Source organism: Nibrella viscosa (genome assembly GCF_039541875.1).
Lineage (GTDB): Bacteria > Bacteroidota > Bacteroidia > Cytophagales > Spirosomataceae > Nibrella > Nibrella viscosa.
The window spans coordinates 559,946-582,668 of record NZ_BAABHB010000003.1 but is presented as its reverse complement, the minus strand read 5'-3'; the positions used below and the strand labels follow the sequence as shown (position 1 = coordinate 582,668).

Here is a 22,723-nt window from a genome sequence, read left to right as displayed (position 1 = left end):
TTCCAGCTATAACTTACCGCCCCCACTGCGTTGGTTACCGCCCCTGCCGTGACCGAACCGTTGCTGCCCCCAAAGCAGCTCACATCCGTCTTGGAGCAGGTGCCCAGCGCCAGAGCAGCGGATGGACCGCCAATGCTCACCTGACAGGTCTGTGAGAAGCAGTTATCCGACACGGTCAGCGTATAGGTGCCCGCCGGCAGATTGCTCACCGTGCTGGTGGTGCCCACCACGGTGTTGGCCGCGTTCTTCCAGCTATAACTTACCGCTCCTACTGCGTTGGTTACCGCCCCTGCCGTGACCGAACCGTTGCTGCCCCCAAAGCAGCTCACATCCGTCTTGGAGCAGGTGCCCAGCGCCAGAGCGGCTGAGGGCTGAGTAACCGTTCTACTCCGTATAGCCTCGCATCCTTTTGAGTCAACAATTCTTACCGTATACGTACCTGCCGGTATATTAGTCAGATCCTCATTGTTTGTCTGAGCAACAGGAACCTGTCCACCGTTACTGGCTGTCCAGGTGAAGGAATACGGACTTGTCCCTCCCATTGGCGTCATGTTAATAGAGCCTGTATTGGTGTTAAAGCAGGCTACATTAGTTACAGCAAAGCTGGCGTCTACCCCTGCATTAACCTGGATCGATGGCAACGTACCGCATTTGGGTGTAATATTAGGAGGAATAAGCGTGGCGCAGGTACTATTAGGAGAGGCATCTGTCCAGGCCAGAAAGAGATTTTTTAGAATTAAAGATTGTCCACAGATATACGTAACTTTACCATTAGGTAGTTCATTAATGTAAAATGGCAGGTCATTTACCTGATTTTTCGCAATAGGGCCCTGACACCCCGAAACCGGAGTAGATGAAAAAAGGCTACCATCGGCATTATAGATTTCTAATGTTCCCCAAAAGGCAAATGATGTACGGGTAGATCCGGTTGTATTATCAATTGCCAGATTCAACGTTCTGGTTAAGATTTCGACACCCTGACAAGAATTACACGCATTTCCTCCGGTTAATCGTGCCCCAACTAAGGCTAAATCTTTTGACGTACATGAGCTAGGAGAGGGGAACGTTTGTGCAAATGAACTACTTAAACCCATCAACCAGCAACAGATGGTGACGAAGAGCGTAGCCGACCTAAAAAATGTCCGGCTGTGGGTTGGCAGGAGTGCCAGTAGATGTACTGGAGAGTACTCCTTCAACCAGGATGAGAGTAGAATTTTGGGATGCATACGCGTTGAGATTTGGGATACATACGCGTTAGAGAGTAGAGTTATAGTATTTCTATAAACTTTATCTAGTTTAGATAATTTCACCAGGATATCCTAAGGGTATTTACTGAACGGCAAAGCCCTCCATTTTTTGCTGTTTTCCACTTAAATCTCTAAATAACAAGAACTTACCTTTGCAAACTAATCGTAAAAACTAGCGTTTCATAATAGCGAATTGATTGCCGGACAGGCCTGCTTGCGTACTGATTTTGGCAAGAAGTACCATCGTTAAAATTTCATTAGGCTTTATCTAATATACGTTTGAGAACTTGCAGCCCATCACCATTTTTCTGGTAACCTCCTCAACTCCCTGCTTCTTTGCTATCTTTGGTATTTATAGCTTACACATGCGTAAATACCGTATAGCATTAGTATTACTGCTGATAAGCGAACTGATCTTTTATTTCTCCTGCCAACCTGCTGATCCGCCTGTGCGGGACGCCGGCTTTAGTTTTTTTCCGCTGGAGTCCGGACATTATATCATTTATTCCGTAACGGACAGCCTCTATGCTCTACCCGCTTCGAAGACTGGCCGTTCGTACCAGATTAAAGAGGTTGTAGGAGAAGCCTATACCGACATAACCGGGCAGACGGCTTACCGGCTGAACCGCTACCGCCGGGTATCCAGCCAACAGCCCTGGCAACCGGACTCCATCTGGACCGCACGGATTGTCAACCATGAAGCCATCCGGAGCGAAAACGGCCGGGACTATGTTAAGCTGGTTTTTCCGATCGGAAACCGGGTGCGGTGGAATGGCAATAAATGGAACGCTCTGGACGAAGAGACCTATGAGATGCGCAATACTCGTCGTCCGTTCATCGTTCTGGATAGGCAGTTTGACGAAACGGTTACCGTTGTTCAACAAAACGACTCAACATTGGTTTCACAGAATAAACGCATTGAGGTATATGCCCGGCAGACAGGTTTGATCTACAGAGAAAAAACTATTCTTCAGTTCTGTTCATCAACGCCGGCCTGCATTGGCAAAAATCAGATCGACTACGGCATTCGTCAAACGTATCGCATCTTAACCTATGGCAAAGAATAAATGGCTGCCCATCATCATTGGGCTTTTCTTTTTCTCAGGCCTTTCGGCCGACAGTCTGGGACAGGTTACGGTTACTACCGCCCGCAAATACCTGGTTCTCCTCAAAGACAAAGCAAATTCGCCGTTTTCTATAAACCGGCCGGAGCAGTTCTTATCCCAACGCGCTATTCTGCGCCGGCAACGGCAGAATATTCCGGTTCAGGAAAAAGACCTGCCGGTCAACCCATCATACATTCAGCAGATTAGCCAGACCGGGGCCAAAATCTGGTTTTCATCGCGCTGGCTGAATGCTGTCCTGATTGAGGCTACTGACCCGCAGTTGACGGCGGTACAGGGCCTGGCGTTTGTGAAAGGGCTGGAGTTTAACGCTCCGCTGGCCAACGCCCGTCTGAGTGTCCAGACCAATACCGCTACGCCGGCCGCGTCGTATGCAATTGCAACGGCCAACCGCCAGGAGGCTCAAACCGACAAATTTGGCGAAATTGCCCCCCTATCTTACGGCGCTTCTCAGGAGCAAATTACGCAATTAGGTGCCAACCAGATGCACCAGAAGGGCTACCGGGGAGAAGGCATGCTCATTGCCGTACTGGATGCCGGCTTTCGGAATGCCCACCAGGTGCCGTTCCTCCAGCCGCTGTTTCAGGAAAACCGCATTGTGGGTACCTACGATTTTGTGGCCAAAGAATATAGCGTGTACGAAGACGACTCCCATGGGTTGTCGGTCCTGTCGACAATAGCCGGCACGTCGGACAATATGCTGTACGGAACTGCCTTTAAAGCCTCATTCCTGCTGCTGCGTACAGAAGACGCCCGCAGCGAAACCCGCGTGGAAGAAGCCAACTGGCTGTTTGGGGCCGAATATGCCGATAGTACCGGAGTTGATATTATTAACTCGTCACTGGGCTATAACCGCTTTGATGGTGGTATAAGCTATTCGTACCAGGACATGAACGGCCGGACCGCCCTGGCGAGCCGGGCCGCCCAGTGGGCCGCCGAAGCCGGCATGGTCGTGGTGGTATCGGCCGGTAACGAAGGTAATGATCCCTGGAAATATATCTCGGTGCCCGCCGATGCCGATCAGATTTTGGCGATTGGCGCTGTGAATCGTCAGGGTCTTCGGGCTCCCTTCAGCTCGTTTGGACCAGCCGCCGACGGTCGTATCAAACCGGATCTGGCGGCCGTAGGCTGGGGCACCGTCCTGGGCTCACCCGGCGGTACAATCGTTACGGGCAATGGCACCTCGTTTGCCGCACCACTGGTAGCCGGCTTGGCGGCCGGGTTCTGGCAGGCTCATCCGCGGCTTACAGCGGCCCAGATCATTGATTGTTTACGCCGGTCGGGCAGCCAGTATGCCACGCCGGATGCTGAATTAGGGTATGGTATACCTAATTTTGAGCGGGCTTCGATGGTGGCTGCCGACCGTTATTCTTTATTTGTGTTCCCTAACCCGTTCTCCGACGCCGATCAATTAGTCATTCATTGGGTAGAACCGGAGAATGGGGGCCCCATTGATGCTACCCTCCATGATGTCTCGGGTCGGCTAATCTGGCAGCAGCGCTTTGCCAATCAGAACGAGCAAATGAGTCTGGCACAGAACCTATACCTCACGCCCGGCATGTATTTTCTGACCCTATCAACGGTCAGTCGGAAACGAACAATCAAAGTGGTAAAACAGTAATTATTCCGGCTGCCTTAGCCAGGACATTTTTTTTCATTTTTTTTATTGATCGGGACAAAAAATCCTATAATTTGGTAAGGACAATGGTTTTGGGTGTTCAACAAAAAGCGAATGACCTCACTATTCACCTCCGCCAAAAAGACGATTATTCATCCCCCTGCTGAATCTATATTATTTGGTTATCTTTTAGTAGTACTGGCTGTTCTGTTTGGTGCCTACTGGTGTATTATCAACCCCCCTCCCGGCGTTTATTTCACCCTGGATGAGCAATTTATCAGCGACTCTGGTGTATTTCTGTTATATGGAGCCAGCCCCCGCTGTCTGGAGTGGCCCGCCGTGCCGATGGTTCTGGTGTATTATCTGCTTGCACTGCTCCACTGCGGCTTTTTACTGGTACGCCAACTACTTACAGGAAGCAATCCAGTAGAGATATTCAAACTCATCGACCAAAGTATTTATGCGTATTTGCAGGATCGGACAACCTATATATTGATTGGACGGACCGTCCAGTTATTGCTGACGGCCACCCTGATGATCCTGACGATTCGGAACCTTCCCAAGAGCAGTACGCAAAGACTGCCGGTATCGGTGCGGGATCTGCTCATCATTGTAATGGTCGTCAACAGCGAACTGCTTATAAGTCCGGGTATAATCCGACCTGAGGCTATAGCGTATGGATTATGCCTGTATATAATAACCGCTATTCTGTTTACGGATACGCCTGATCGCTGGTTTGGGTACCGGCTTATGCTGATAACGGCGCTGCTGATTAATCAGCGTATGATTTTTCTGATTCTGCTGCCGTTTATCCTTGGCAGCCTGATTCTTCGGACACAGCCAACCTTCTCCTGGAAATCGACGGGTAAGTTAGTGGCTGCGCTTGTTGCGTCGCTGGTCCTAACCAATCCCTTTTTCGCCACAGATACGCTGATTCACGTGAAAGCCTTTGCGGGAGGAATCATAGCTAAAGTAGCGGCTCCGAACCAGGCCAATCCGTTGCTTGCCCAAAGCCTTCAGCCGGTCAATGCGTTTCTTATCCTCCTGACCCTGCTTGGCTTCCACTTCTTTCGGAAACAGTATCCCGACAAGCGCATAGTCTGGTTATACATGGCCAACATGGGCGTTTTTGCCTTATTAATCAGTCGCTCTGCCGTTGTATATCCAACCCATACGCTTCCGCTCCGCATTTTAGGCCTGGTGCCCCTCGCCTTCGGTGGTATTGGCATATGGCAACTCATTACCCGACAACAGCGCCTGGCGGTACAGATTAGTGGCAGCTTATTCTGCCTGTTTACCCTGTATGATTCGTTGAAATTTCAGGTGAATGCCCACCAGCTTACCAATTACCAGCAGGTGGTTACCTGGCTCAATACACTTGCCCCACAAACCAGCGTGTTGCTCCCTCCCGATTTTGAAGGCAGGCTCCGTAAGAATATCAATAGCCTGAAACGGGAACTGTCGGCCATTCAGGATGCCGAACTGAGTCAGGCAAAACTCAACCGCTTTATTGGCTTTATAAGAAATAAACCGGACCAGCTTAGCCGCTCCATTCTCTTTAACGAGATTTTACTGGAAGATGAACGGTTGACTGCAATTCAGCACCGGATTCTGGTGCAGCACACCCCACCCCAACGCTATATCGATCCTTACTTTTACAGTCCGCAGGTAGGCTTTATCAACTACTACATCCCCAGCGATCAGGCGCTCAGCAATTTCGACAAAGGAACGTATGCGTTTCTGATCAGCGAAAATCCGCTGGAAAACCGGCGGCCCGAGCGCGTATATAATCAGCAGGCGGGTTTGCCCTATTATGTTTACAAAGCCAGCCCGGAAACCATGAGCCCGGACCCTCAGTTCGTTCGTAGCAGCAGGTAGCCTGGCTTAGGTAAATTTAGTTGCCTGTAGGTTCCACCAAGATCTCATTTTTGGTCTCGGCCGCAGGCTGTTCTTTCGCTACGGCTCTCCGCCGGGCAGGTTGCGCCTTGTAGTTTCGCTCCGTCGTTGAGATCGACTGTGCCGGCAGCACAATACCTGTCATACGACCATCGCGGGAAGAAGGACGTTTATAGTCACCAATGGTTACCCGACGGGCATTTCGTTTCCGGAATGATACTGATGCTTCCGGCTCCCACTGGCTGGCCACAGCCGCTTTGTTGGGATGCTTATAATTGCGCGTTGAGTAGGTCACGTCCCGGCGCAGCTTGGTATCCTCCTGAGCCAGGCTGGTACCAGCTACAGCTACGCCTAACAGACCGAGCAGCGCCCGTCTTAGACTTTTCATGAGAGTAACTGTGGTTTTGTTGTGTTGATGCAAAAATAACCGAAAACTAATAACTAAAAAAATAGTTATAGTTAAATTATCTTCTTTGCCATCCGAATAACCGAGTCTGCCGAAGTAAATTCATTTATTCTGTCAACAAATACCCACTTTATATCTATTGTTTCGGATGAATGAACAAATTCATCATCAGGGTCGGCTTCAAATAGAAAACGAATATCGTAATGAAGATGTTCAGGTTCATTCCCCTTCGCCGGAATGGGATGGACATCAATATCGAATATAGCCGGGCTCACCAGCCGCAACGACATCAGCCCTACCTCCTCCTCGGCTTCGCGCCGGGCCACCCGTGCCACATCCGGATCGCCATCGGCATGGCCCCCCGGCTGAAACCAGCGGTCGAGCTTTCGGTGGTGAATCAGAACAACCTGCCGGCGGTCAGGACTCACAACCCAGGCGGAGCCGGTCACATGACCAATATGTAGCGAACGCTCAAAACAATCGGGATGTGCCTGAACAAAGGCCAGCGTTTGCTGCCACATGGCCGTTTCACCGGCATCGGCAGGCGCGTAGGTTTTCAACAGGGAAAGCAGTGGCTGACGGTGCATACAATAGAATCAAAACAGGTTAATCTTTTCTTTGTGCCTAAAAACCCGCAATTTCGCTTTGATATTTACACAAACACTTAATCCAGACAAAACCATGCAAAAAATTATGCTGAACGTGGTGGCATTCTGCCTGGTTGCCCAATTGGCTACCGCCCAGATTCGCCTGCCCCAACCCAGCCCCGGGGCCTCTGTGATGCAGACCATCGGTACTACCGACGTAACGGTAAAATACTCGCGCCCAGCCATGCGCGGTCGCGAAATTTTTGGCACCCTGGTTCCTTATGGTCAGCTTTGGCGTACCGGTGCCAACGCAGCCACTACCTTATCGACTACAACCGATTTGTTGGTCAACGGTCAGCGGTTACCGGCCGGTACGTACTCTGTATTTACCATTCCAACCCAGACCGAATGGACGCTGATCATGAACAAAAATACGGCAGCCAGCACCGATGCCTATAAGCAGGAAGAAGACGCCCTGCGTGTACAAATCAGGCCGCAGCAGAGTGGTGAGCGCACCGAAAGTTTCACGATTAACTTCAGCGATGTGACCGACAGTACCGCCAAACTGAATTTTATGTGGGCCAACGTAAAAGCAGCCGCCGACCTGCGAGTTGATGTCAAAGCCAACGCCCAGGCCAATGTAGAGAGGGCCGTAGCCGACAAACCGGAAGATCCGGCTGTATTGCAGGCCGCTGCCGCCTGGAACCTGGCGCAGGGCCGGAACCTGGAGCAGGCACTGGCGTGGACCGATAAGTCGATCGGCCTGAAAGAAACCTTCCGGAATGTCTGGACAAAAGCCCAGATCCTGGCGAAAATGGGCAAAGCCGCCGAGGCCCTAACCCTGGCCCAGCGGGCCATGTCACTGGGGCAGGCCTCCAACGACCCGAGTTTCCCATTCTTTAAGGATGCCATTCAGAACGGGATTACTGATTTCCAGGCAATGATTCCGCCGATGCCGATAAAAGGTAAGAAGAAGAAAACGTCCTAAGCGAGAGTGCGTACCCGGAAGCCCGTCTGCCTCAGACGGGCTTTTTTGTTACCGGCCGGAGGGCGGGGCTGGTGGGCAAGAGTTTTTCCAGGAGCCAGGCAATACCGATCACCAGCACACACCCAATCAGATTGAGCCAGAGAAAAGCCGTCAAATCAATCCAGTAGCAATATACCACCAGCCCTTCAGACAGCACAGCCGACCAGAAGGTAGCTCTGGCTCCCAGGCCTTTGAAATAGAACGCAACCAGAAAAACACCCAGAATAACGCCGTAAAACAGTGATCCCAGAATATTGACGGCCTCGATCATGCTGCCCAGCCGGTTGGCGAACTGTGCCACCAGGATACAAAATACCCCCCAGATAACGGTCGACACCCGCGACACCCACAGGTAATGCGCATCGGCATCTTTCTGGTGTACAACCCGTTTATAAATGTCAACGACGGTAGTTGACGCCAACGAGTTATAAGCGGCCGCAATTGACCCCATTGATGCGCTAAATATTACGGCAATGAGCAGGCCAATTAGCCCATGCGGCAGATAGTCGAGCACAAACCGCAGAAAAATATAGTTAACGTCGCTGGTATCGGCCGTAGGGTTATTTTTCTGAATCAGGCCTACCACATCTTTTCTAACGGTCGCAATAGCAGCATCGGCCTCGCGCAACGTTACGCGTGCCTGGTTTAGTTGTGTGTTATTGTCCGTATCCAGCGCTGTCTGAATAGCTGCCACCGCCTGCTGACGCTGGGCGTTCAGGTTCCGGTGCTTAATCTCCAGCAACTGATACTCGCCCGCGTACGGGCTTTGTTTCAGCGCTTCTGTTTCCTGTTTGTTAAAAAATACCGGTGTCTCATGGTACTGATAAAAGGTAAATACCAGCACCCCCACCAGCAGAATCAAAAACTGCATCGGCACCTTCAGCAGCCCATTCATCAGCAAACCCAGCCGACTTTGCCCTATCGATTCGCCCGTCAGATAGCGCCCTACCTGCGATTGATCGGTACCGAAGTACGAGAGCTGCAGAAAAAAGCCGCCAATCAGGCCCGACCAGACGTTATAGCGGCTGTCTGGATCAAATTTCAGGTCGATCAGGTTCAGCCGGCCCGCTTTCCCGGCGACCTGAAGCGCATCGGTGAAGCCTACCTCCTGCGGCATCAGGTGAACGGTCATCCAGCCGGCAATAATCATGGCCAGCGTCACAATCATCATCTGCTGAATATGGGTATACGAAATGGCCTTTGTGCCGCCGGTGACGGTATAGATCAGCACTAGCCCCCCCATGATGAGATTGGTCCAGTAGATGTTCCAGCCCAGAATGGTCGACAGAATTATGGCGGGCGCATAAATAGACAAACCGGTAGACAGCCCCCGCTGAATTAGAAACAACAAGGCGGTCAGGATTCGAACGCGGGCATCGAAACGGGTTTCCAGGTACTCGTAGGCGGTAAATACCTTAAGCCGGTGGAATATAGGGACAAACGTGATAGACAATACCACCATGGCCAGCGGCAAACCGAAGTAAAACTGCACAAAGCGCATCCCGTCGGTGTAGGCCTGCCCCGGAGCCGACAGAAACGTGATGGCACTCGCCTGCGTAGCCATCACCGATAATCCCACATGGTACCAGGGCAACGAGTGGCCCGCCAGCAGGTAATCGTCCATGTTACGCGTTCCCCGGCTTCGGTAAATACCGTAGGCGATGATCCCGAATAGGGTTATCAATAGCACCAGCCAATCGATACTGCTCATGAAAACCAGACCATTAAGGTGTAGAACAGAACGATCTCGAGCAGCAGTCCGCCAATGACAATGGCGTATAGCCGGGACCAGGAACGTACAAAGGGAGGTAGGTCGTGGGTGTCGTGGTGCATACGGTTTATGGTGGGTAGACAGACCAGCGCCGGCAGAATAAGCACCGGTTAGTTATATCAGGCAACGAAAATAGACAAATTTCAGGTATATGCCCGCCAGTTTTGCCAAGACTTCTTGGGGCTAGTGTTTGAATTGCCTGCCGAATGCCATAGTTTGCCGGCTGAAAAACATGTCCGACAAACAAAACCAGCATGGAAACACAACAGACCACGTCCCCCGAAAAACAGCTTTTTACCCTCAGCGGCAAAGTAGCCGTCATTACCGGAGCTAGCAAAGGCATTGGCGAAGACATTGCCCGGCTGTATGCCCGGTTTGGCGCTAAGGTGGTTGTCAGCAGCCGCAAACAGGAAGCGCTGGATCAACTGGCCGATGCTATTAAACAGCAGGGCGGAGAGGCCACCGGCGTTGCCGCCCATGCGGGCAATATGGATCACCTCCGTCACCTGGTAGACAAGACCGTTGAGCTGTACGGCGGCATTGATATCCTGGTTAATAACGCAGCCACCAACCCGGTATTTGGCCCGGCACTTGACTGCGACGAAGGGGCTTTTGACAAAATTATGCAGGTGAACGTAAAGGCTCCCTTTGAACTCAGCAAGATGGTGTACCCCTATATGAAAGCCCGTGGCGGTGGCAGCGTGATTATGATGAGCAGCATAGCCGGTCATACGCCCGATCCTGGCCTGGGGATCTACAGCGTCAGCAAAACGGCACTGAATATGCTAACCAAAGTGCTGGCCAACGAATGGGGCCCGGACGGTATCCGGGTCAATGCTATCTGTCCGGGCCTGATCAAAACCAGGTTCAGCGAAGCGCTCTGGCAGAACGAAAAGATTCTGGATCATTTTACCAAACGATTGCCCATTGCCCGGATGGGAACCACCAACGAGATCAGCCCGCTGGCTTTGTTTTTAGCCTCCGATGCCTCTACGTATTGTACAGGTAGTTTGTTTTACGCCGACGGTGGTGCTGTCATCTGAGACTTCTTTGAAACAAAACAGGCCCTCTCCATATCCGAAGAGGGCCTGCCATCAATCAGTAGGCGCTTACTGCACCGACACGATCTTGAATTCGGTCCGGCGGTTCTGCTGATGCTCCGGTTCACTGCATTCCACCCCGTCGACACACCCATTCACCACCTCGGTTTCGCCATAGCCTTTCGCGAGCAGCCGGCCGGGATTAACACCCCGCGCTACCAGATAATCCATAGCAGCCCTGGCGCGGCTCTCCGACAGCCGCAGGTTGTAAACATCGCTGGCGCGGGCATCCGTATGGGCACGTAGTTCAATTTTCATCTCCGGATATTCCTTCAGGAGTTCGACCACCCGGTCCAGTTCTTTGGCGGCATCCGGACGGATAAAGAATTTATTCAGATCATAATAGATGTTCTTCAACTGAAACACATCGCCCTCGCCATACAGACCCAGAGAGTCGGTGATTACCTTCGGGCTCCGGCCGGGCCTCATCTTCTCGTATTTGGCCCGTTTGGTAGCGTAACGGTCTTTTTCGGCCGTGATCGAATACGGCGCTCCGGGTTTCATATTAAACTCATAGCTACCATCGGGGCCGGTCACTACGGTCTGTTCTGTTTTATCTTTTTCATTGCGGAATGTCACCTTAACGCCGGCAGCCGGACTCTGATCCACTTCCGCTTTCACTACGCCTTTCATCAGGGCTCCTTCTGTGCGCTGGAGGTATATAGATACCGTCATAACGGGCTGCTTCGACTGCGTCAGGGTCGAGAACTTTACACTGTTTGTCTGAAACCCTTCTTTTGCGGCCTTAAATTCGTAGTCGGCGCTGGTTTCCAGACACAGGTCTGCCTTACCATCCTGACCGGTAATCCGCAGGGCCTGACTTATCTCTCCACGCAATACCCGAACATCAGCCCCTTCGAGCGGACTGCCCGTTTTGGCATCGTACACGAGAATATTGAGTTGCCGGCAGTTTTTCCGGAACATAAAAATATCATCGTCGCTCACGCCCCGTTTCCGGTTGCTGCTAACGTAACCCGACGACCGGTTTTTGTTGGTGATAATGCCAAAATCGTCTTTCTCAGAATTAATCGGAGCCCCCACGTTTTCGACACCCTTGTAAGCAATACCGTCCTTTAACTCGGCAAAAAAAACATCGAGACCTCCCAACCCTTCGTGCCCGTCAGATGAAAAGTACAGGTTGTTGTTTTCGTCCACAAACGGGAACATTTCGTTTCCTTCGGTATTGATCTCCTTCCCCATATTGACCGGGGTCGACCACTGTCCGTTCACGTATTCGGCTACGTAAATATCCGTCCCACCGTAGCCGCCCGGCATATCCGACACAAAATACAGTTTGGTATTGTCCGGGGAGAATGCCGGATGGCCCACCGAATATTCGTTGCTGTTAAACGGCAGTTCCTGTATATCGGTCCAGGTACCGTTCTTCTCCACGGCCGAGTAGAGTTTCAGCTTTTTCACCCCGTCGGAGCTTTTGCCGGCTTTGCCTTTACTGGTGTTATTCCGGGTGAAAATCACCATTTTCTGATCTTTGGAGAAGGTTAGTGGTCCTTCGTGATACTTAGTATTTAAAGTCCGGCTGAATTTCTCGGCTTTACTCAGGTTTTTATCATCCACAGTTGCATCCGACGGCAGATTTACGGCACTTCCTCCTCCCAGCACGGCGGTACTGGTTGTCCGGACTGCGGGATCATTGGTCAGGGGCTTGAACTGAGTGGTATCCGGAAAAAAGTAAAGGTCCAGAAACGGTGTCTGGTTCCAGCCAAACACCCGCTTCACGGCGCCTGACTCATCCCGGGCCGACACAAACACTAACCCATTCTTGTAATACATAGGGCTAAAATCAGCCTGCCGGGTATTAATGGGTAAAGCCGCCATCTGGTACGACGATGAATCCTGATAGAACCGGTTCATGTCCATGTACGACATGGTAAACCGGCGCCCCCGCATATCTTCTTTCTGCTTTTCACCGTAGCGGCTGTATATCTTTTGCGAGTCCCGGTATTTACCATTAGAGGCCAAAGCCTGTGCATAATACAGGTACACTTCGCTGCTCAGGTCGTCGTAGCTCTTGACCAGCTCCCCATACACCCGTTCGGCGTTACGGGTATCCTGCATTTTGCGGTAGCTGTACGCCAGCTTCAGCATGGCTTCGCGGGTTTCGGCTGGTTGGTTTTTTTTGTCCCCCCGGAGAAACTCCTCATACATGCGCACCGCCGTAGCGTAACTCATGTCGTCAAACTGTTTGTTGGCGGCACGCAGCCGACCACTTTGGGCCAGAAGAATATGGCTGCTAAACACCAGCCCTAACAGCAACAGTGTCCGTACAGAATAATTCATACGCGTTTCGTACAAGATCTAGAAGGCTTATAATAGACAAATATGCGGTAATATGCACAAAGATGATAATTGGTGCAAAAAAGAAACGATCATATTACAAGCTGTTTAGTATCGGATAATGTAACAAATGTACGGCAACAGGCTCCTAAACCAGACTTATTTGCAGAATTCGGCGCGTCTGCCCGGTCAGCCGGTATGCATGGCTAATACGCCGGCCAATGACCCAAACAATTTCGTTGCCGCTCAGCAATACGGCGGTTTGCTCCCGCTGCACTAGTGACACTTTCTGATCGTTCAATAAATCACTCACCAGTTTTTTTCCCTTTAGGCCCAAAGGCTGATACCGATCTCCCTGCTGCCACGGACGGATATACAGTGGCAACTGTATCCGGTCGGCGTCCAGACAGGCTATGGCCGGGTCGGTGGGCACCTGATACCCATCGGGTTTGTCAAATGTTTTGAAGCGGAGCCGCAACACGCCCATCACCACATCGCCCTGCGGCCATTCATCCAGTTGAATATGCCAGGCGTTGTCTGCTGCCAGCGGCATCAGTACCAATCCATCCCGGTCGTGTAGCAGCCGGTGCGTAGCCGACCGGAACGTTTGCCCCGGCTCCCGGCTTACGGCCATCCATATTTGCCGTATCTGATCGGAAGTGAAGCCATACGGCCGCAGCCACTCCTGCAGGCAGAACTGGGGCTCTGTAAGGTTGACGAGTTGACGGACATCAAACAAAAGCCTGCCCGCCTGTTCAACCACTACGGTCTGCCGGCGCTGTGCCAATACTTCGCGCAGCAGCCGCCCGGCCGCCCCAAGCCGCTCAACGGTTTCGGGCAGGGTATCGGTCAGTAAGGCCGGATTCAGCGCCTGTAACACGGGTAGTACGTGGTGGCGCAGGCGGTTGCGCAGGTATTTATCCTCTGCATTGGAGCTATCCTCCCGCCACGTCAGGGTATGCTCCTGCACATAGTCCAGGAGTTGTGTCCGGTTAGCGAACCACAAAGGCCGGATTACCCGTCCCTGCCGCACCGGAATTCCCTGAAGGCCGGCCAAACCTGTCCCCCGCACCAGATTAATAAGCAACGTCTCCAGTACATCGTTCTGGTGATGGGCTGTTGCAACGCCGGTATACCCAAACGAATCCAGCACCTGCTCAAACCAGGCATACCGCAGGTCACGGGCGGCCATCTGCACAGAAATTTTCCGGTTTTTGGCCACAAGAGCAGTTTCAAAACGGGCTTGGTGAAACGGAACCCTGTACCGGTCTGCTATGTTCTCTACAAAGCGAGCATCATCGTCGGAATCAGCCCCGCGCAACCCGAAATTAACATGGGCAATAGCAAACGGCTGACCAACCCGGTGGAAGATATGCGCCATCGCAACCGAATCGATTCCCCCGCTGACAGCCAGTAACACCTGGTCTGTTGGACCGAATAAAGGCTCTGCTCCCCCTGCGGGTGCGTTAATAAACGTTAAAAAGGCCTGTTCTAACGGGGTGTATCGGTCCGATACCATAGTTTTGTAGCTCAAAAATCGTTAATATAACGACGCCAGACCTTGCTTTTGCGAAAAAAGCACCTAAACGATATTTATTCGCCTATGCGTTGCAACCCTTTTCACCTGTTTAGGGTCTTTGTGGTAATCCTGCTGCTGGGCAGTCTGGCCGGGCTCCATCCCGTATGGGGTCAGTCTGGCCCGTCCGCTTCAGCGACCGGTGAGAAAGTAGAACTTCTCCCGCCGGGTGCCGACAGCCTGGTGGTGGTTAACCAACCCGGTATGGTAGTCCGTAAGTTGTTCAACAACGTACGGTTCCGGCATAAAGGGGTGCTGATGTACTGTAACCTGGCAATCCAGAACGTGACCACCAACGTAATAGAAGCGTATGGCAACGTCCGGATCATTCAGGGAGATACCATCAGCGTACGCAGTGATACTATGTTTTACTACGGCAACACCCGGCTGGCCAACATGCGCGGGCATGTTGTACTAAAAGACCGGAAAATGACCCTCAGTACATCACAACTCGACTACGACATGGCTAATGGGCTGGCGGTATACCCCAAACCAGGCCGTATTGTTGACCGGGAGAACGTACTGACCAGCAAAGAAGGGTACTACGACACCCGCACCAAGCAGTTTACCTTCCGGCAAAATGTTAAGCTGGTGAACCCGAAGTACACGCTGACGGCCGACTCGCTGTTGTATAATTCGCTTACTAAGATTGCCACCTTTCAGGGGCCAACCAAAATTGTGAGCAAAGACGGAACCCTGCTCGCCAGAGAGGGACAGTATAATACCATAACGCGGGTATCGAATTTCCAACGCCGGGCCACGGTGGAGACGGATAAATACACCCTGACGGGCGATACCCTCGATTTTGACAATACAACAGAAATTGGAGTGGCCAGGGGGAATGTGGTAATGGTGGCGAAGAGTGACCAGACGATACTGACGGGCAACCAGGGCCGCTACAACGGAAAAGCCGGCGTTTCGCGTCTGACCGGGAACGCCCTGGTGCGCAGTGCCATCAACCAGGATACGCTTTATATGCGGGCAGATACCTTGTTTTCGTTTGATAATAAGGAAAAGAAAACCCGCAAACTCGTCGGCCAGAAAAATGTGCTGGTGTATAAATCAGATCTGCAAAGCCGGTGCGATTCGCTGGTGTATGATGTTGCCGATTCAGTCATCTATTTCTTTAAGAAACCCATTGTCTGGAGTGAAAACTACCAGTTAGAAGCCGATTCGATTACCGCTAAGCTAAAGAATAACCACCTGCACACCATGCTGCTGCGCAGTAAGTCCTTTGTGATTTCGCAGGATACACTCCGGAATTTCAACCAGGTAAAAGGCCGCACCATTACGGCGCATTTTCAGCAGTTGGCCGACAAGGCAAACCCGACCGAAAGCAAGACCTCGCTGGACCGGGTGATTGTGGAGGGAAACGGCCAAAGCATTTATTTTGCGATGGATGACAAAAACAAAATGGTAGGCTTAAACCATGTGGAGTGCAGCAAAATGAACCTGGAATTTAAGGAAAGCAAAGTGGACCGAATTCGCTTTTATGGTCGTCCCGACGCAGCCTTTGTTCCACCCCACGAAGTTACCGATGATAAGAAGCACCTGGACGGTTTCCGGTGGCGAAAAGACGAAAAACCGACGAAGGCAAAAACGCTTGGTCAGGCGGAAAAACCGGCCGACGAACCAAAGCCTAAAAAGCCGGAAAAAATCAATGCCTCCATTAAACCTTCACCCGGCAAAACGGTTCTAACTGATAAAAAATAAAACTTTTAACAATTTTTTAGACCCCCTGCCGTTGACTTTGTCTTTTTCCTTAAATACGTTTGTGTTGAATACGTGTATCCTTACAATTTTTGAGAATGAAACAAACTTTACGTATATATGGTTGTCTGATCGGTCTGCTACTGGCTACCGTTTCGCTTCGAGCCCAAACCGATGGGCCGAACCGAAGCCGGTTGGAGTTGGGCCGCAAAACAACTACCCCTTCGGTACCGACTAGTTCCCGGGTGATTCACTCCCGGAACTTTCCGTTCCTGAAACACCCGGCCGCAGCCAGTCTGGACCGGGATGTTGCCGTGAGCAAAAACTCAGCGATCAACGCCTACTATCGTTCGCTGCTGATTACCCCGCCCCCTCAGAAGCCTACAGGCACTGCCCGATCGGTCCAGGCCGAAAGTACGGCTACAACGTCTGCACCAGCCAGCGAAATCCGTCCGGTAATCAGTGAGCAGTCTATAAAGTCGGAAGATATGATGTTTGTCAATGACCAAATTTCGGTCTCTAACATCTATCCAAATCCAGCCAACGATATAGCAGAGATCGATTACCAGCTTTCAGCCGGTATTGGAGAGGCCAAACTTATCCTTCTGAATGTGCTTGGGGCACCGGTGGCCGACTATGTACTGGATCGTACTGATCGTAAGCTCCGAATTATTACCCGTGATATGAATTCGGGCGTTTATTTCTATCAGCTCTCCGTTGATGGTAAAAAAGTAGCGACTAAGAAGCTTCTGGTACGGCATCATTGATGGTTGACCGGTAGCCGGCCGGTACTTGTTAAAATACCATAAAATTGCTTCAATTTGGCTACCCTCTCCGGCAGGGGGGGCACTTTTCCGGTTTTACCATCGTTTAGGAGGTGTAACTACCTGGGCCATGCTTCCCGTATGGTCTGTTTTTTTATTATCTTTGCGTCCTTATGCAAAATCGTCGCTTTATTGGCATTCTGTTTAGCGTATTAGTCGTCGTGTTTTCTTCGTGTAGCGACTTTACCCGCTTACAGAAAAAAGGAACCGATGACGAGAAGTACAAAGCAGCCGTCAACTACTACAAGAAAGGAGACTGGTACCGGTCGGGCATTCTGTTTGAAGAGCTGATCCCGGTGCTGAAGGGGAGTACGGAGTCGGAGATGGCGCAGTTTTACTATGCGTATACCCAATACCATCAGAAGCTATACTCCGTGAGTGCGCAGTTGTTCAAGCGCTTTTACGAGACCTTTGCCCGAAGCGATTACGCCCAGGAGGCTATGTATATGTACGCCTACTCGCTGTACAAAGACACGCCCAATTATAACCTGGACCAGTCGAACACGGTAGTGGCCATGTCGGCATTACAGGACTTTATCAACGCGTATCCGGAGAGCCCCTTCCGGCAGGAATGTACGGGCATGATTCTGGACCTGCGGAAGAAACTGGAGCGTAAGGCCTACGAGCGGGCTAAACTGTATTATAAAACCAGTGGCTTCAACATCGCGTCGTATAAATCGTCGGTGGTAGCCATCAATAACTTTCAGAAAGAGTTTCCGGATTCGGAGTACAACGAAGAGCTGGCGTATTTGAAAGTAGATGCGCAGTATAGTCTGGCTAAAAACAGTCTGGAGACGAAGCAGAAAGAGCGGTATCAGGAAGCCGTTGAGGCTTATCAGGCACTGATCGATAAATACCCTAACAGCAAATTTCTGAGGACGGCCGAAAAGATGTATGAGACCAGCCTGAAAGAAATTGACCGGATTGCTGCTCAGGAAAAAGAAAAGGAAAAACTGAAAACGCCTGATCCGAACCGCCCGGCAAAAGTCACTTCGGCCAACTAAACAGGACCATTTTAAGCAAAGCATAGTTTGACAGTATTGTCCATTATATAGATTACCCAAGCGACATGGCAACAAATCCATCATTGATTACCCGCGATACCGATAAGATTGCAGCCGCCACCGGCAACCTCTACGAATCTGTATCGGTTATCTCAAAACGTGCCCGTCAGATCTCTTCCAAAATGAAAGAAGAACTGAGCAATAAATTATCGGAGTTTGTGTCGGCCGTTGATAACCTGGAAGAGGTATTTGAAAACCGGGAACAGATCGAGATCTCCAAGTATTACGAGCGGATGCCGAAACCAACTACCCTTGCCACCGATGAGTTTCTGGAAGGCAAGATCTACTGGCGCAACAACGCCGACGAGGAGCAACAATAATTAATCGTTCTTTATGAGCAGAAGGCCGCACGACAACGGACAGGTTTCCGAGCGTGCGGCCCTTTTTAGTTAAGAATTAAGAGTTAAGAGTTAGCTGGCGCACGCTTTTTTAACTCTTAACTCTTCACTCATTACGTCTATGCTTTCCGGGAAGCGCATTCTGGTAGGAGTTACGGGCAGTATTTCGGCGTACAAATCGGCGCTGCTGGTGCGGCTGCTGGTCAAAGCCGGTGCCGAGGTGCAGGTAGTAATGACCGAAACGGCTAAAGACTTTATTACACCGCTGACGCTGGCTACGTTGTCGAAACGCCCGGCCCTGTCAGCGTTTATGAGCGACGCGAACACCGGCACCTGGAACAACCATGTTGAACTGGGTCTCTGGGCCGATGTACTGCTGATTGCCCCGGCCTCGGCGCATACGCTGGCCCGCTGCGCCCACGGCTTCTGCGACGACCTGCTCTCGGCGGTGTACCTGTCGGCAAAGTGTCCGGTGTATTTTGCACCGGCTATGGACCTGGATATGTACCGCCACCCAACTACGGTAGAAAATCTGAACCGCCTGGCCTCCTTCGGCAATTACATTATTCAGGCTGAACATGGCGAACTGGCCAGCGGGCTGATTGGCGAGGGCCGCCTGGCCGAGCCGGAAACAATTGTACAGGCGCTGAAGCGCCATTTTGCCCGGCGAACAGCCCTGACCGGTAAACATATTCTGATTACGGCCGGCCCAACGCAGGAACCCATCGACCCGGTCCGCTACATCAGCAACCACTCAACCGGCAAGATGGGCTACGCTATTGCCCATGCTTTTTGTCTGGCCGGGGCCAACGTGACGCTCGTCAGCGGCCCCACCGGCCGCTCGCTGCCTGACCCGGCTATCCGGCGCATTAATGTCCGCTCGGCGCAGGAAATGTACGAAGCTGCGGCCCGGGTATTTCCGCAAGCCGACGTAACTATTCTGAATGCTGCCGTGGCCGATTATACACCCTTATCGCCCGCCGACCGGAAGATCAAGAAATCAGAATCGGTATTTTCGCTGGAACTGACCAAAACGATTGATATTGCTGCTACTCTGGGCACGCGCAAGCAGCCGGGTCAACTGCTGATGGGCTTTGCGCTGGAAACGGATAACGAGCACAGTAACGCCCTGAAAAAACTTCACGCCAAAAACCTCGACTGGATTGTGCTGAATTCGTTGCGCGACGCGGGGGCCGGTTTCGGACACGATACCAATAAAATTACCGTTATTGACAAAGACGAGCAGACGACCGAATTTGCGCTGAAATCGAAGCAGGGTGTAGCAGAAGATTTGGTATCTTTAATTGAAAGAAAATTAATAGAACGTGGGGAATAGAACGCGGATGACGCGGATTGGGCAGATTCACGCAGATTTTTTATAAATTAAATCCTTTTATATCCGCCCAATCCGCGTCATCCGCGTTCTATTCCAACATTCAAGTAAGCCATGAAGCTAATTAAAATCATACTCTATTCCCTCCTCATCCTGCCCGCTCAGGCGCAGGAACTGAATTGCCAGGTAAACCTGAACTACGATCAACTGTTTGCCCAGCAGAAGACGGATTTCGGGTACTTTAACCAGTTGAAAAGCGTCATTTCAGAGTTTATGAATACCCGTCGCTGGACCAACGATCAGTACGGGCCTGCGGAGCGGATCAACTGTATTCTGAACATTAATCTCACAAAATCGGTCTCTCAGGGCGTATTTGAGGGGAATGCTCAGATCGCTGTCACCCGCCCAGTCTACGGCACCTCGTATGAAACCCCAATCTTCAGCTACGTCGACCGGGCCTTTAATTTTGCGTGGCTGCCTACTACACCCGTTTTCTTCCGCGACAATGTGTACTCCGACGAGCTAACCTCGCTGATGGCCTTTTACGCCAATGTTATTCTGGCCGCCGATTACGACAGCTTCAGCAAACAGGGCGGCAATATCTTTATCCAGAATGCCTATAACATCATGAACCTGGCGCAGCAGAGTTCGCCAAGCCCCTCCTGGCAGGCGAGCGGTGACCGCCGTAACCGGTACTGGCTTATCGAAAACCTACAGAGCCAGCAACTGATCCCCTTCCGCGAAGGCTACTATGCCTATCACCGGCAAGGCCTTGACAACTTTGCCAATAATCCGGTGCAGGTCCGCCAGCAGGTGCTTGACTTATTAACGGTTATCCGCAATATCACCCAGCAGAAACCCAATGCAGTACTCCTCAACTCCTTCTTCGATGCCAAATCCGAAGAATTATTCAACATAATGTTTGAAGGAACACCGGTCGAACGCAAAAAAGCGTTTGATTTGCTGTCGTTTCTGGATCCGGCAAAAACCGAAGCGTACCGGAAGTTGCTTCGCTAAAATTGTTTCAGGTTTCACGTTTCAAGCTAAACTGCGCCAAAAACATACCCAACCTGAAACTTGAAACTTAATTTCCGAACGGCGTTGTTAAAGAAGTGAGGAGCCAATCGTATGCTATCGCATCTGATTATTAAGAACTACGCACTGATCGAACAACTCGAGATGGCGCCCGATCACGAGTTGAATATCATAACGGGCGAAACCGGTGCAGGGAAATCAATTATGCTGGGGGCCATCGGCCTTCTGCTGGGTAACCGGGCCGATACGCGGGTACTCTATAACCCCGATCAGAAATGTGTGATTGAAGGCACCTTTGCGGTATCGGGCTACGTGATTGAAACCATTTTTGAGGAGGAGGAACTGGACTACGCCCCCACCTGTATTGTCCGGCGGGAAATCAGCCCAAGCGGCAAAACGCGGGCGTTTGTCAACGATACTCCCGTCAATCTGGAAACCCTCCGACGGGTAACCAGCCAACTAATGGACATTCACTCGCAGCACGACTCGATCCTGCTTGGCTCCAACGAGTTTCAATTACAGATTGTGGACACTTACGCGCAGGACGACGAATTGCTTCGTCGATACCGCGTTGATTATCAGGAATACCGGCAAAGACAGTCAGCTTTTGAACAACTGCATTCAGAAGCCAACGCCATGCGCCGGGAATTCGACTACAACAACTTTCTGTACGAAGAACTGGCTAAAGCCCAGTTGCAGGCCGACGAACAGGAGTCTCTGGAGCAGGAACTGACCATTCTGGAGAATGCCGAAGAGATTAAAGAACGGCTGCAACTGGCGTACGAATACCTGGACAATGCCGAACAGTCGGTGGTGTCGTTTCTGAAGAGTGCCGTCAGCAACCTGAACCACATCAGCAAACTGTCGGACCAGTACCTCCAATTACAGGAGCGCGCACAGAGTACACTGATCGAATTGCGGGATCTGGCCGGCGAAATCAGCACCGAGCAGGAAAGTGTGGAAGTAGATGACACACGGGCCGAAACCATCCGCGAACGCCTGAACCTGATTTACCAGCTACAGACCAAACACCAGGCCGCCGATATTGCCGAACTGCTGAGCATTCAGGCCGAACTGGGGCAGAAAGTCAGTAAGGTCTTGAACCTGGATGATGAGCTGGCAGCCGCCAAAGCCCAGGCCGAAGCCGCCCGCAATAAGCTTGACAGCAGCGCCGAGAAATTATCCAAAGCCCGGCAGAAGGTCCTCAAACTCATTGAGAAAGAAGTAGGCTCCCTGTTGCATGATCTGGGGATGCCCAATGCTTCGCTCCAGATCCTGTCGGAGACGGGCAAACCAACGCCGACGGGTATTGATACCGTAAATTTCCTGTTCAGCGCCAACAAGGGCATAAAACCGCAGCAATTGAAAAATGTAGCCTCTGGTGGCGAATTTTCGCGGCTGATGATGGCTATTAAATACATTCTGGCCAGCAAGCGCTCCCTGCCGACCATCGTATTTGACGAAATTGACACCGGGGTATCGGGTGAAATTGCCATCAAAATGGGTCAGATGATGCGCGACATGGCCCACAGCCACCAGATTATTGCCATTACGCACCTGCACCAGATTGCTGCCCAGGGCGCGGCCCATTATTTTGTGTATAAAGATAACTCGGCCGCCAAAACCGTCAGCCGGATCAAAAAGTTGAACTTTGAGGAGCGCGTAGCCGAAATTGCGCAGATGATCGGCGGCAAAAACCCCTCGGCCAGTTCGATTAATAACGCCCGCGAAATTCTGACGCAGAATGCGCCGGCGGCTACCTAATGCCTGTT

The 22,723-nt window shown here is 51.4% G+C and carries 18 protein-coding genes and 1 pseudogene; 12 read left to right on the top strand and 7 right to left on the bottom strand.

Annotated features, from left to right (window positions below):
- Positions 1-641, bottom strand: a pseudogene (locus ABD931_RS11020) (SprB repeat-containing protein); the annotation flags it as partial.
- Between the two features lie 971 nt (positions 642-1,612).
- On the opposite strand from ABD931_RS11020, the gene ABD931_RS11015 reads away from it, so the two are divergent.
- The 3 genes from ABD931_RS11015 to ABD931_RS11005 all read left to right on the top strand — a co-directional run bounded on the left by ABD931_RS11015 (position 1,613) and on the right by ABD931_RS11005 (position 5,867).
- Positions 1,613-2,314 carry a hypothetical protein gene (locus tag ABD931_RS11015; RefSeq protein WP_345266929.1) on the top strand — a complete coding sequence of 234 codons (702 nt, stop codon included), beginning with the start codon at positions 1,613-1,615 and terminating at the stop codon, positions 2,312-2,314.
- Complete coding sequence (locus ABD931_RS11010; protein ID WP_345266927.1) at positions 2,301-3,992, top strand: S8 family serine peptidase; 1,692 nt, start codon at positions 2,301-2,303, stop codon at positions 3,990-3,992. The genes ABD931_RS11015 and ABD931_RS11010 overlap by 14 nt, the downstream gene beginning before the upstream one ends.
- Positions 3,993-4,103: 111 nt before the next feature.
- Positions 4,104-5,867 (top strand): hypothetical protein, encoded by a 1,764-nt coding sequence (locus ABD931_RS11005; protein ID WP_345266925.1) that lies wholly within the window; start codon positions 4,104-4,106, stop codon positions 5,865-5,867.
- Between the two features lie 16 nt (positions 5,868-5,883).
- On the opposite strand, the gene ABD931_RS11000 is transcribed toward ABD931_RS11005, so the two are convergent.
- Together ABD931_RS11000 and ABD931_RS10995 are read right to left on the bottom strand one after the other, a co-directional pair.
- Complete coding sequence (locus tag ABD931_RS11000; RefSeq protein ID WP_345266923.1) at positions 5,884-6,273, bottom strand: hypothetical protein; 390 nt, start codon at positions 6,271-6,273, stop codon at positions 5,884-5,886.
- A gap of 71 nt (positions 6,274-6,344) precedes the next feature.
- Positions 6,345-6,878: an NUDIX hydrolase gene (locus ABD931_RS10995; protein ID WP_345266922.1), complete on the bottom strand. Its 534-nt coding sequence runs from the start codon at positions 6,876-6,878 to the stop codon at positions 6,345-6,347.
- A gap of 94 nt (positions 6,879-6,972) precedes the next feature.
- Here ABD931_RS10995 and ABD931_RS10990 point away from each other — a divergent pair, with 94 nt between their 5' ends.
- A complete protein-coding gene (locus ABD931_RS10990) occupies positions 6,973-7,866 on the top strand; it encodes a DUF2911 domain-containing protein (protein ID WP_345266920.1) in 894 nt (297 codons plus the stop codon).
- A gap of 31 nt (positions 7,867-7,897) precedes the next feature.
- Here ABD931_RS10990 and ABD931_RS10985 read toward each other — a convergent pair whose 3' ends face one another.
- Both ABD931_RS10985 and ABD931_RS10980 read right to left on the bottom strand, forming a co-directional pair.
- Entirely contained in the window at positions 7,898-9,616 is a 1,719-nt protein-coding gene (locus ABD931_RS10985) for a sodium:solute symporter family protein (RefSeq protein WP_345266918.1), read from the bottom strand.
- Positions 9,613-9,738, bottom strand: coding sequence for a hypothetical protein (locus tag ABD931_RS10980; protein WP_345266916.1), 126 nt, complete (start codon positions 9,736-9,738; stop codon positions 9,613-9,615). The genes ABD931_RS10985 and ABD931_RS10980 overlap by 4 nt, the downstream gene beginning before the upstream one ends.
- 192 nt (positions 9,739-9,930) lie before the next feature.
- Here ABD931_RS10980 and ABD931_RS10975 point away from each other — a divergent pair, with 192 nt between their 5' ends.
- On the top strand, positions 9,931-10,719 hold the full coding sequence (locus ABD931_RS10975; RefSeq protein ID WP_345266914.1) for an SDR family NAD(P)-dependent oxidoreductase: 789 nt from the start codon (positions 9,931-9,933) through the stop codon (positions 10,717-10,719).
- Between the two features lie 66 nt (positions 10,720-10,785).
- On the opposite strand, the gene ABD931_RS10970 is transcribed toward ABD931_RS10975, so the two are convergent.
- Both ABD931_RS10970 and tilS read right to left on the bottom strand, forming a co-directional pair.
- Entirely contained in the window at positions 10,786-13,074 is a 2,289-nt protein-coding gene (locus tag ABD931_RS10970) for a carboxypeptidase regulatory-like domain-containing protein (protein WP_345266912.1), read from the bottom strand.
- A gap of 145 nt (positions 13,075-13,219) precedes the next feature.
- Positions 13,220-14,590 (bottom strand): tRNA lysidine(34) synthetase TilS, encoded by a 1,371-nt coding sequence (gene tilS, locus ABD931_RS10965; RefSeq protein ID WP_345266910.1) that lies wholly within the window; start codon positions 14,588-14,590, stop codon positions 13,220-13,222.
- Between the two features lie 84 nt (positions 14,591-14,674).
- Here tilS and ABD931_RS10960 point away from each other — a divergent pair, with 84 nt between their 5' ends.
- From ABD931_RS10960 to recN, 7 genes are all read left to right on the top strand, one after another.
- Positions 14,675-16,360 carry an OstA-like protein gene (locus ABD931_RS10960; protein WP_345266908.1) on the top strand — a complete coding sequence of 562 codons (1,686 nt, stop codon included), beginning with the start codon at positions 14,675-14,677 and terminating at the stop codon, positions 16,358-16,360.
- Positions 16,361-16,455: 95 nt separating this feature from the next.
- Positions 16,456-17,124: a T9SS type A sorting domain-containing protein gene (locus tag ABD931_RS10955; protein WP_345266906.1), complete on the top strand. Its 669-nt coding sequence runs from the start codon at positions 16,456-16,458 to the stop codon at positions 17,122-17,124.
- A 170-nt stretch (positions 17,125-17,294) separates the two neighbouring features.
- Positions 17,295-18,185 (top strand): outer membrane protein assembly factor BamD, encoded by an 891-nt coding sequence (locus ABD931_RS10950; RefSeq protein WP_345266904.1) that lies wholly within the window; start codon positions 17,295-17,297, stop codon positions 18,183-18,185.
- Between the two features lie 65 nt (positions 18,186-18,250).
- The gene (locus ABD931_RS10945) at positions 18,251-18,565 is read left to right on the top strand and encodes a DNA-directed RNA polymerase subunit omega (protein WP_345266902.1); all 315 of its coding nucleotides are present in this window, start codon (positions 18,251-18,253) and stop codon (positions 18,563-18,565) included.
- A 139-nt stretch (positions 18,566-18,704) separates the two neighbouring features.
- Positions 18,705-19,919 (top strand): bifunctional phosphopantothenoylcysteine decarboxylase/phosphopantothenate--cysteine ligase CoaBC, encoded by a 1,215-nt coding sequence (coaBC, locus tag ABD931_RS10940; RefSeq protein ID WP_345266900.1) that lies wholly within the window; start codon positions 18,705-18,707, stop codon positions 19,917-19,919.
- A 111-nt stretch (positions 19,920-20,030) separates the two neighbouring features.
- Positions 20,031-20,933: a type IX secretion system protein PorD gene (gene porD / locus ABD931_RS10935; protein WP_345266898.1), complete on the top strand. Its 903-nt coding sequence runs from the start codon at positions 20,031-20,033 to the stop codon at positions 20,931-20,933.
- 111 nt (positions 20,934-21,044) lie between these two features.
- Positions 21,045-22,715, top strand: coding sequence for a DNA repair protein RecN (gene recN / locus ABD931_RS10930; RefSeq protein ID WP_345266896.1), 1,671 nt, complete (start codon positions 21,045-21,047; stop codon positions 22,713-22,715).
- Positions 22,716-22,723: the final 8 nt, after the last annotated feature.

Coding starts and splice junctions, on each gene's coding strand:
- ABD931_RS11015 (WP_345266929.1), top strand. CDS start 1,613: ATGCGTAAATACCGTATAGCATTAGTATTACTGCTGATAAGCGAACTG.
- ABD931_RS11010 (WP_345266927.1), top strand. CDS start 2,301: ATGGCAAAGAATAAATGGCTGCCCATCATCATTGGGCTTTTCTTTTTC.
- ABD931_RS11005 (WP_345266925.1), top strand. CDS start 4,104: ATGACCTCACTATTCACCTCCGCCAAAAAGACGATTATTCATCCCCCT.
- ABD931_RS11000 (WP_345266923.1), bottom strand. CDS start 6,273: ATGAAAAGTCTAAGACGGGCGCTGCTCGGTCTGTTAGGCGTAGCTGTA.
- ABD931_RS10995 (WP_345266922.1), bottom strand. CDS start 6,878: ATGCACCGTCAGCCACTGCTTTCCCTGTTGAAAACCTACGCGCCTGCC.
- ABD931_RS10990 (WP_345266920.1), top strand. CDS start 6,973: ATGCAAAAAATTATGCTGAACGTGGTGGCATTCTGCCTGGTTGCCCAA.
- ABD931_RS10985 (WP_345266918.1), bottom strand. CDS start 9,616: ATGAGCAGTATCGATTGGCTGGTGCTATTGATAACCCTATTCGGGATC.
- ABD931_RS10980 (WP_345266916.1), bottom strand. CDS start 9,738: ATGCACCACGACACCCACGACCTACCTCCCTTTGTACGTTCCTGGTCC.
- ABD931_RS10975 (WP_345266914.1), top strand. CDS start 9,931: ATGGAAACACAACAGACCACGTCCCCCGAAAAACAGCTTTTTACCCTC.
- ABD931_RS10970 (WP_345266912.1), bottom strand. CDS start 13,074: ATGAATTATTCTGTACGGACACTGTTGCTGTTAGGGCTGGTGTTTAGC.
- tilS (WP_345266910.1), bottom strand. CDS start 14,590: ATGGTATCGGACCGATACACCCCGTTAGAACAGGCCTTTTTAACGTTT.
- ABD931_RS10960 (WP_345266908.1), top strand. CDS start 14,675: ATGCGTTGCAACCCTTTTCACCTGTTTAGGGTCTTTGTGGTAATCCTG.
- ABD931_RS10955 (WP_345266906.1), top strand. CDS start 16,456: ATGAAACAAACTTTACGTATATATGGTTGTCTGATCGGTCTGCTACTG.
- ABD931_RS10950 (WP_345266904.1), top strand. CDS start 17,295: ATGCAAAATCGTCGCTTTATTGGCATTCTGTTTAGCGTATTAGTCGTC.
- ABD931_RS10945 (WP_345266902.1), top strand. CDS start 18,251: ATGGCAACAAATCCATCATTGATTACCCGCGATACCGATAAGATTGCA.
- coaBC (WP_345266900.1), top strand. CDS start 18,705: ATGCTTTCCGGGAAGCGCATTCTGGTAGGAGTTACGGGCAGTATTTCG.
- porD (WP_345266898.1), top strand. CDS start 20,031: ATGAAGCTAATTAAAATCATACTCTATTCCCTCCTCATCCTGCCCGCT.
- recN (WP_345266896.1), top strand. CDS start 21,045: ATGCTATCGCATCTGATTATTAAGAACTACGCACTGATCGAACAACTC.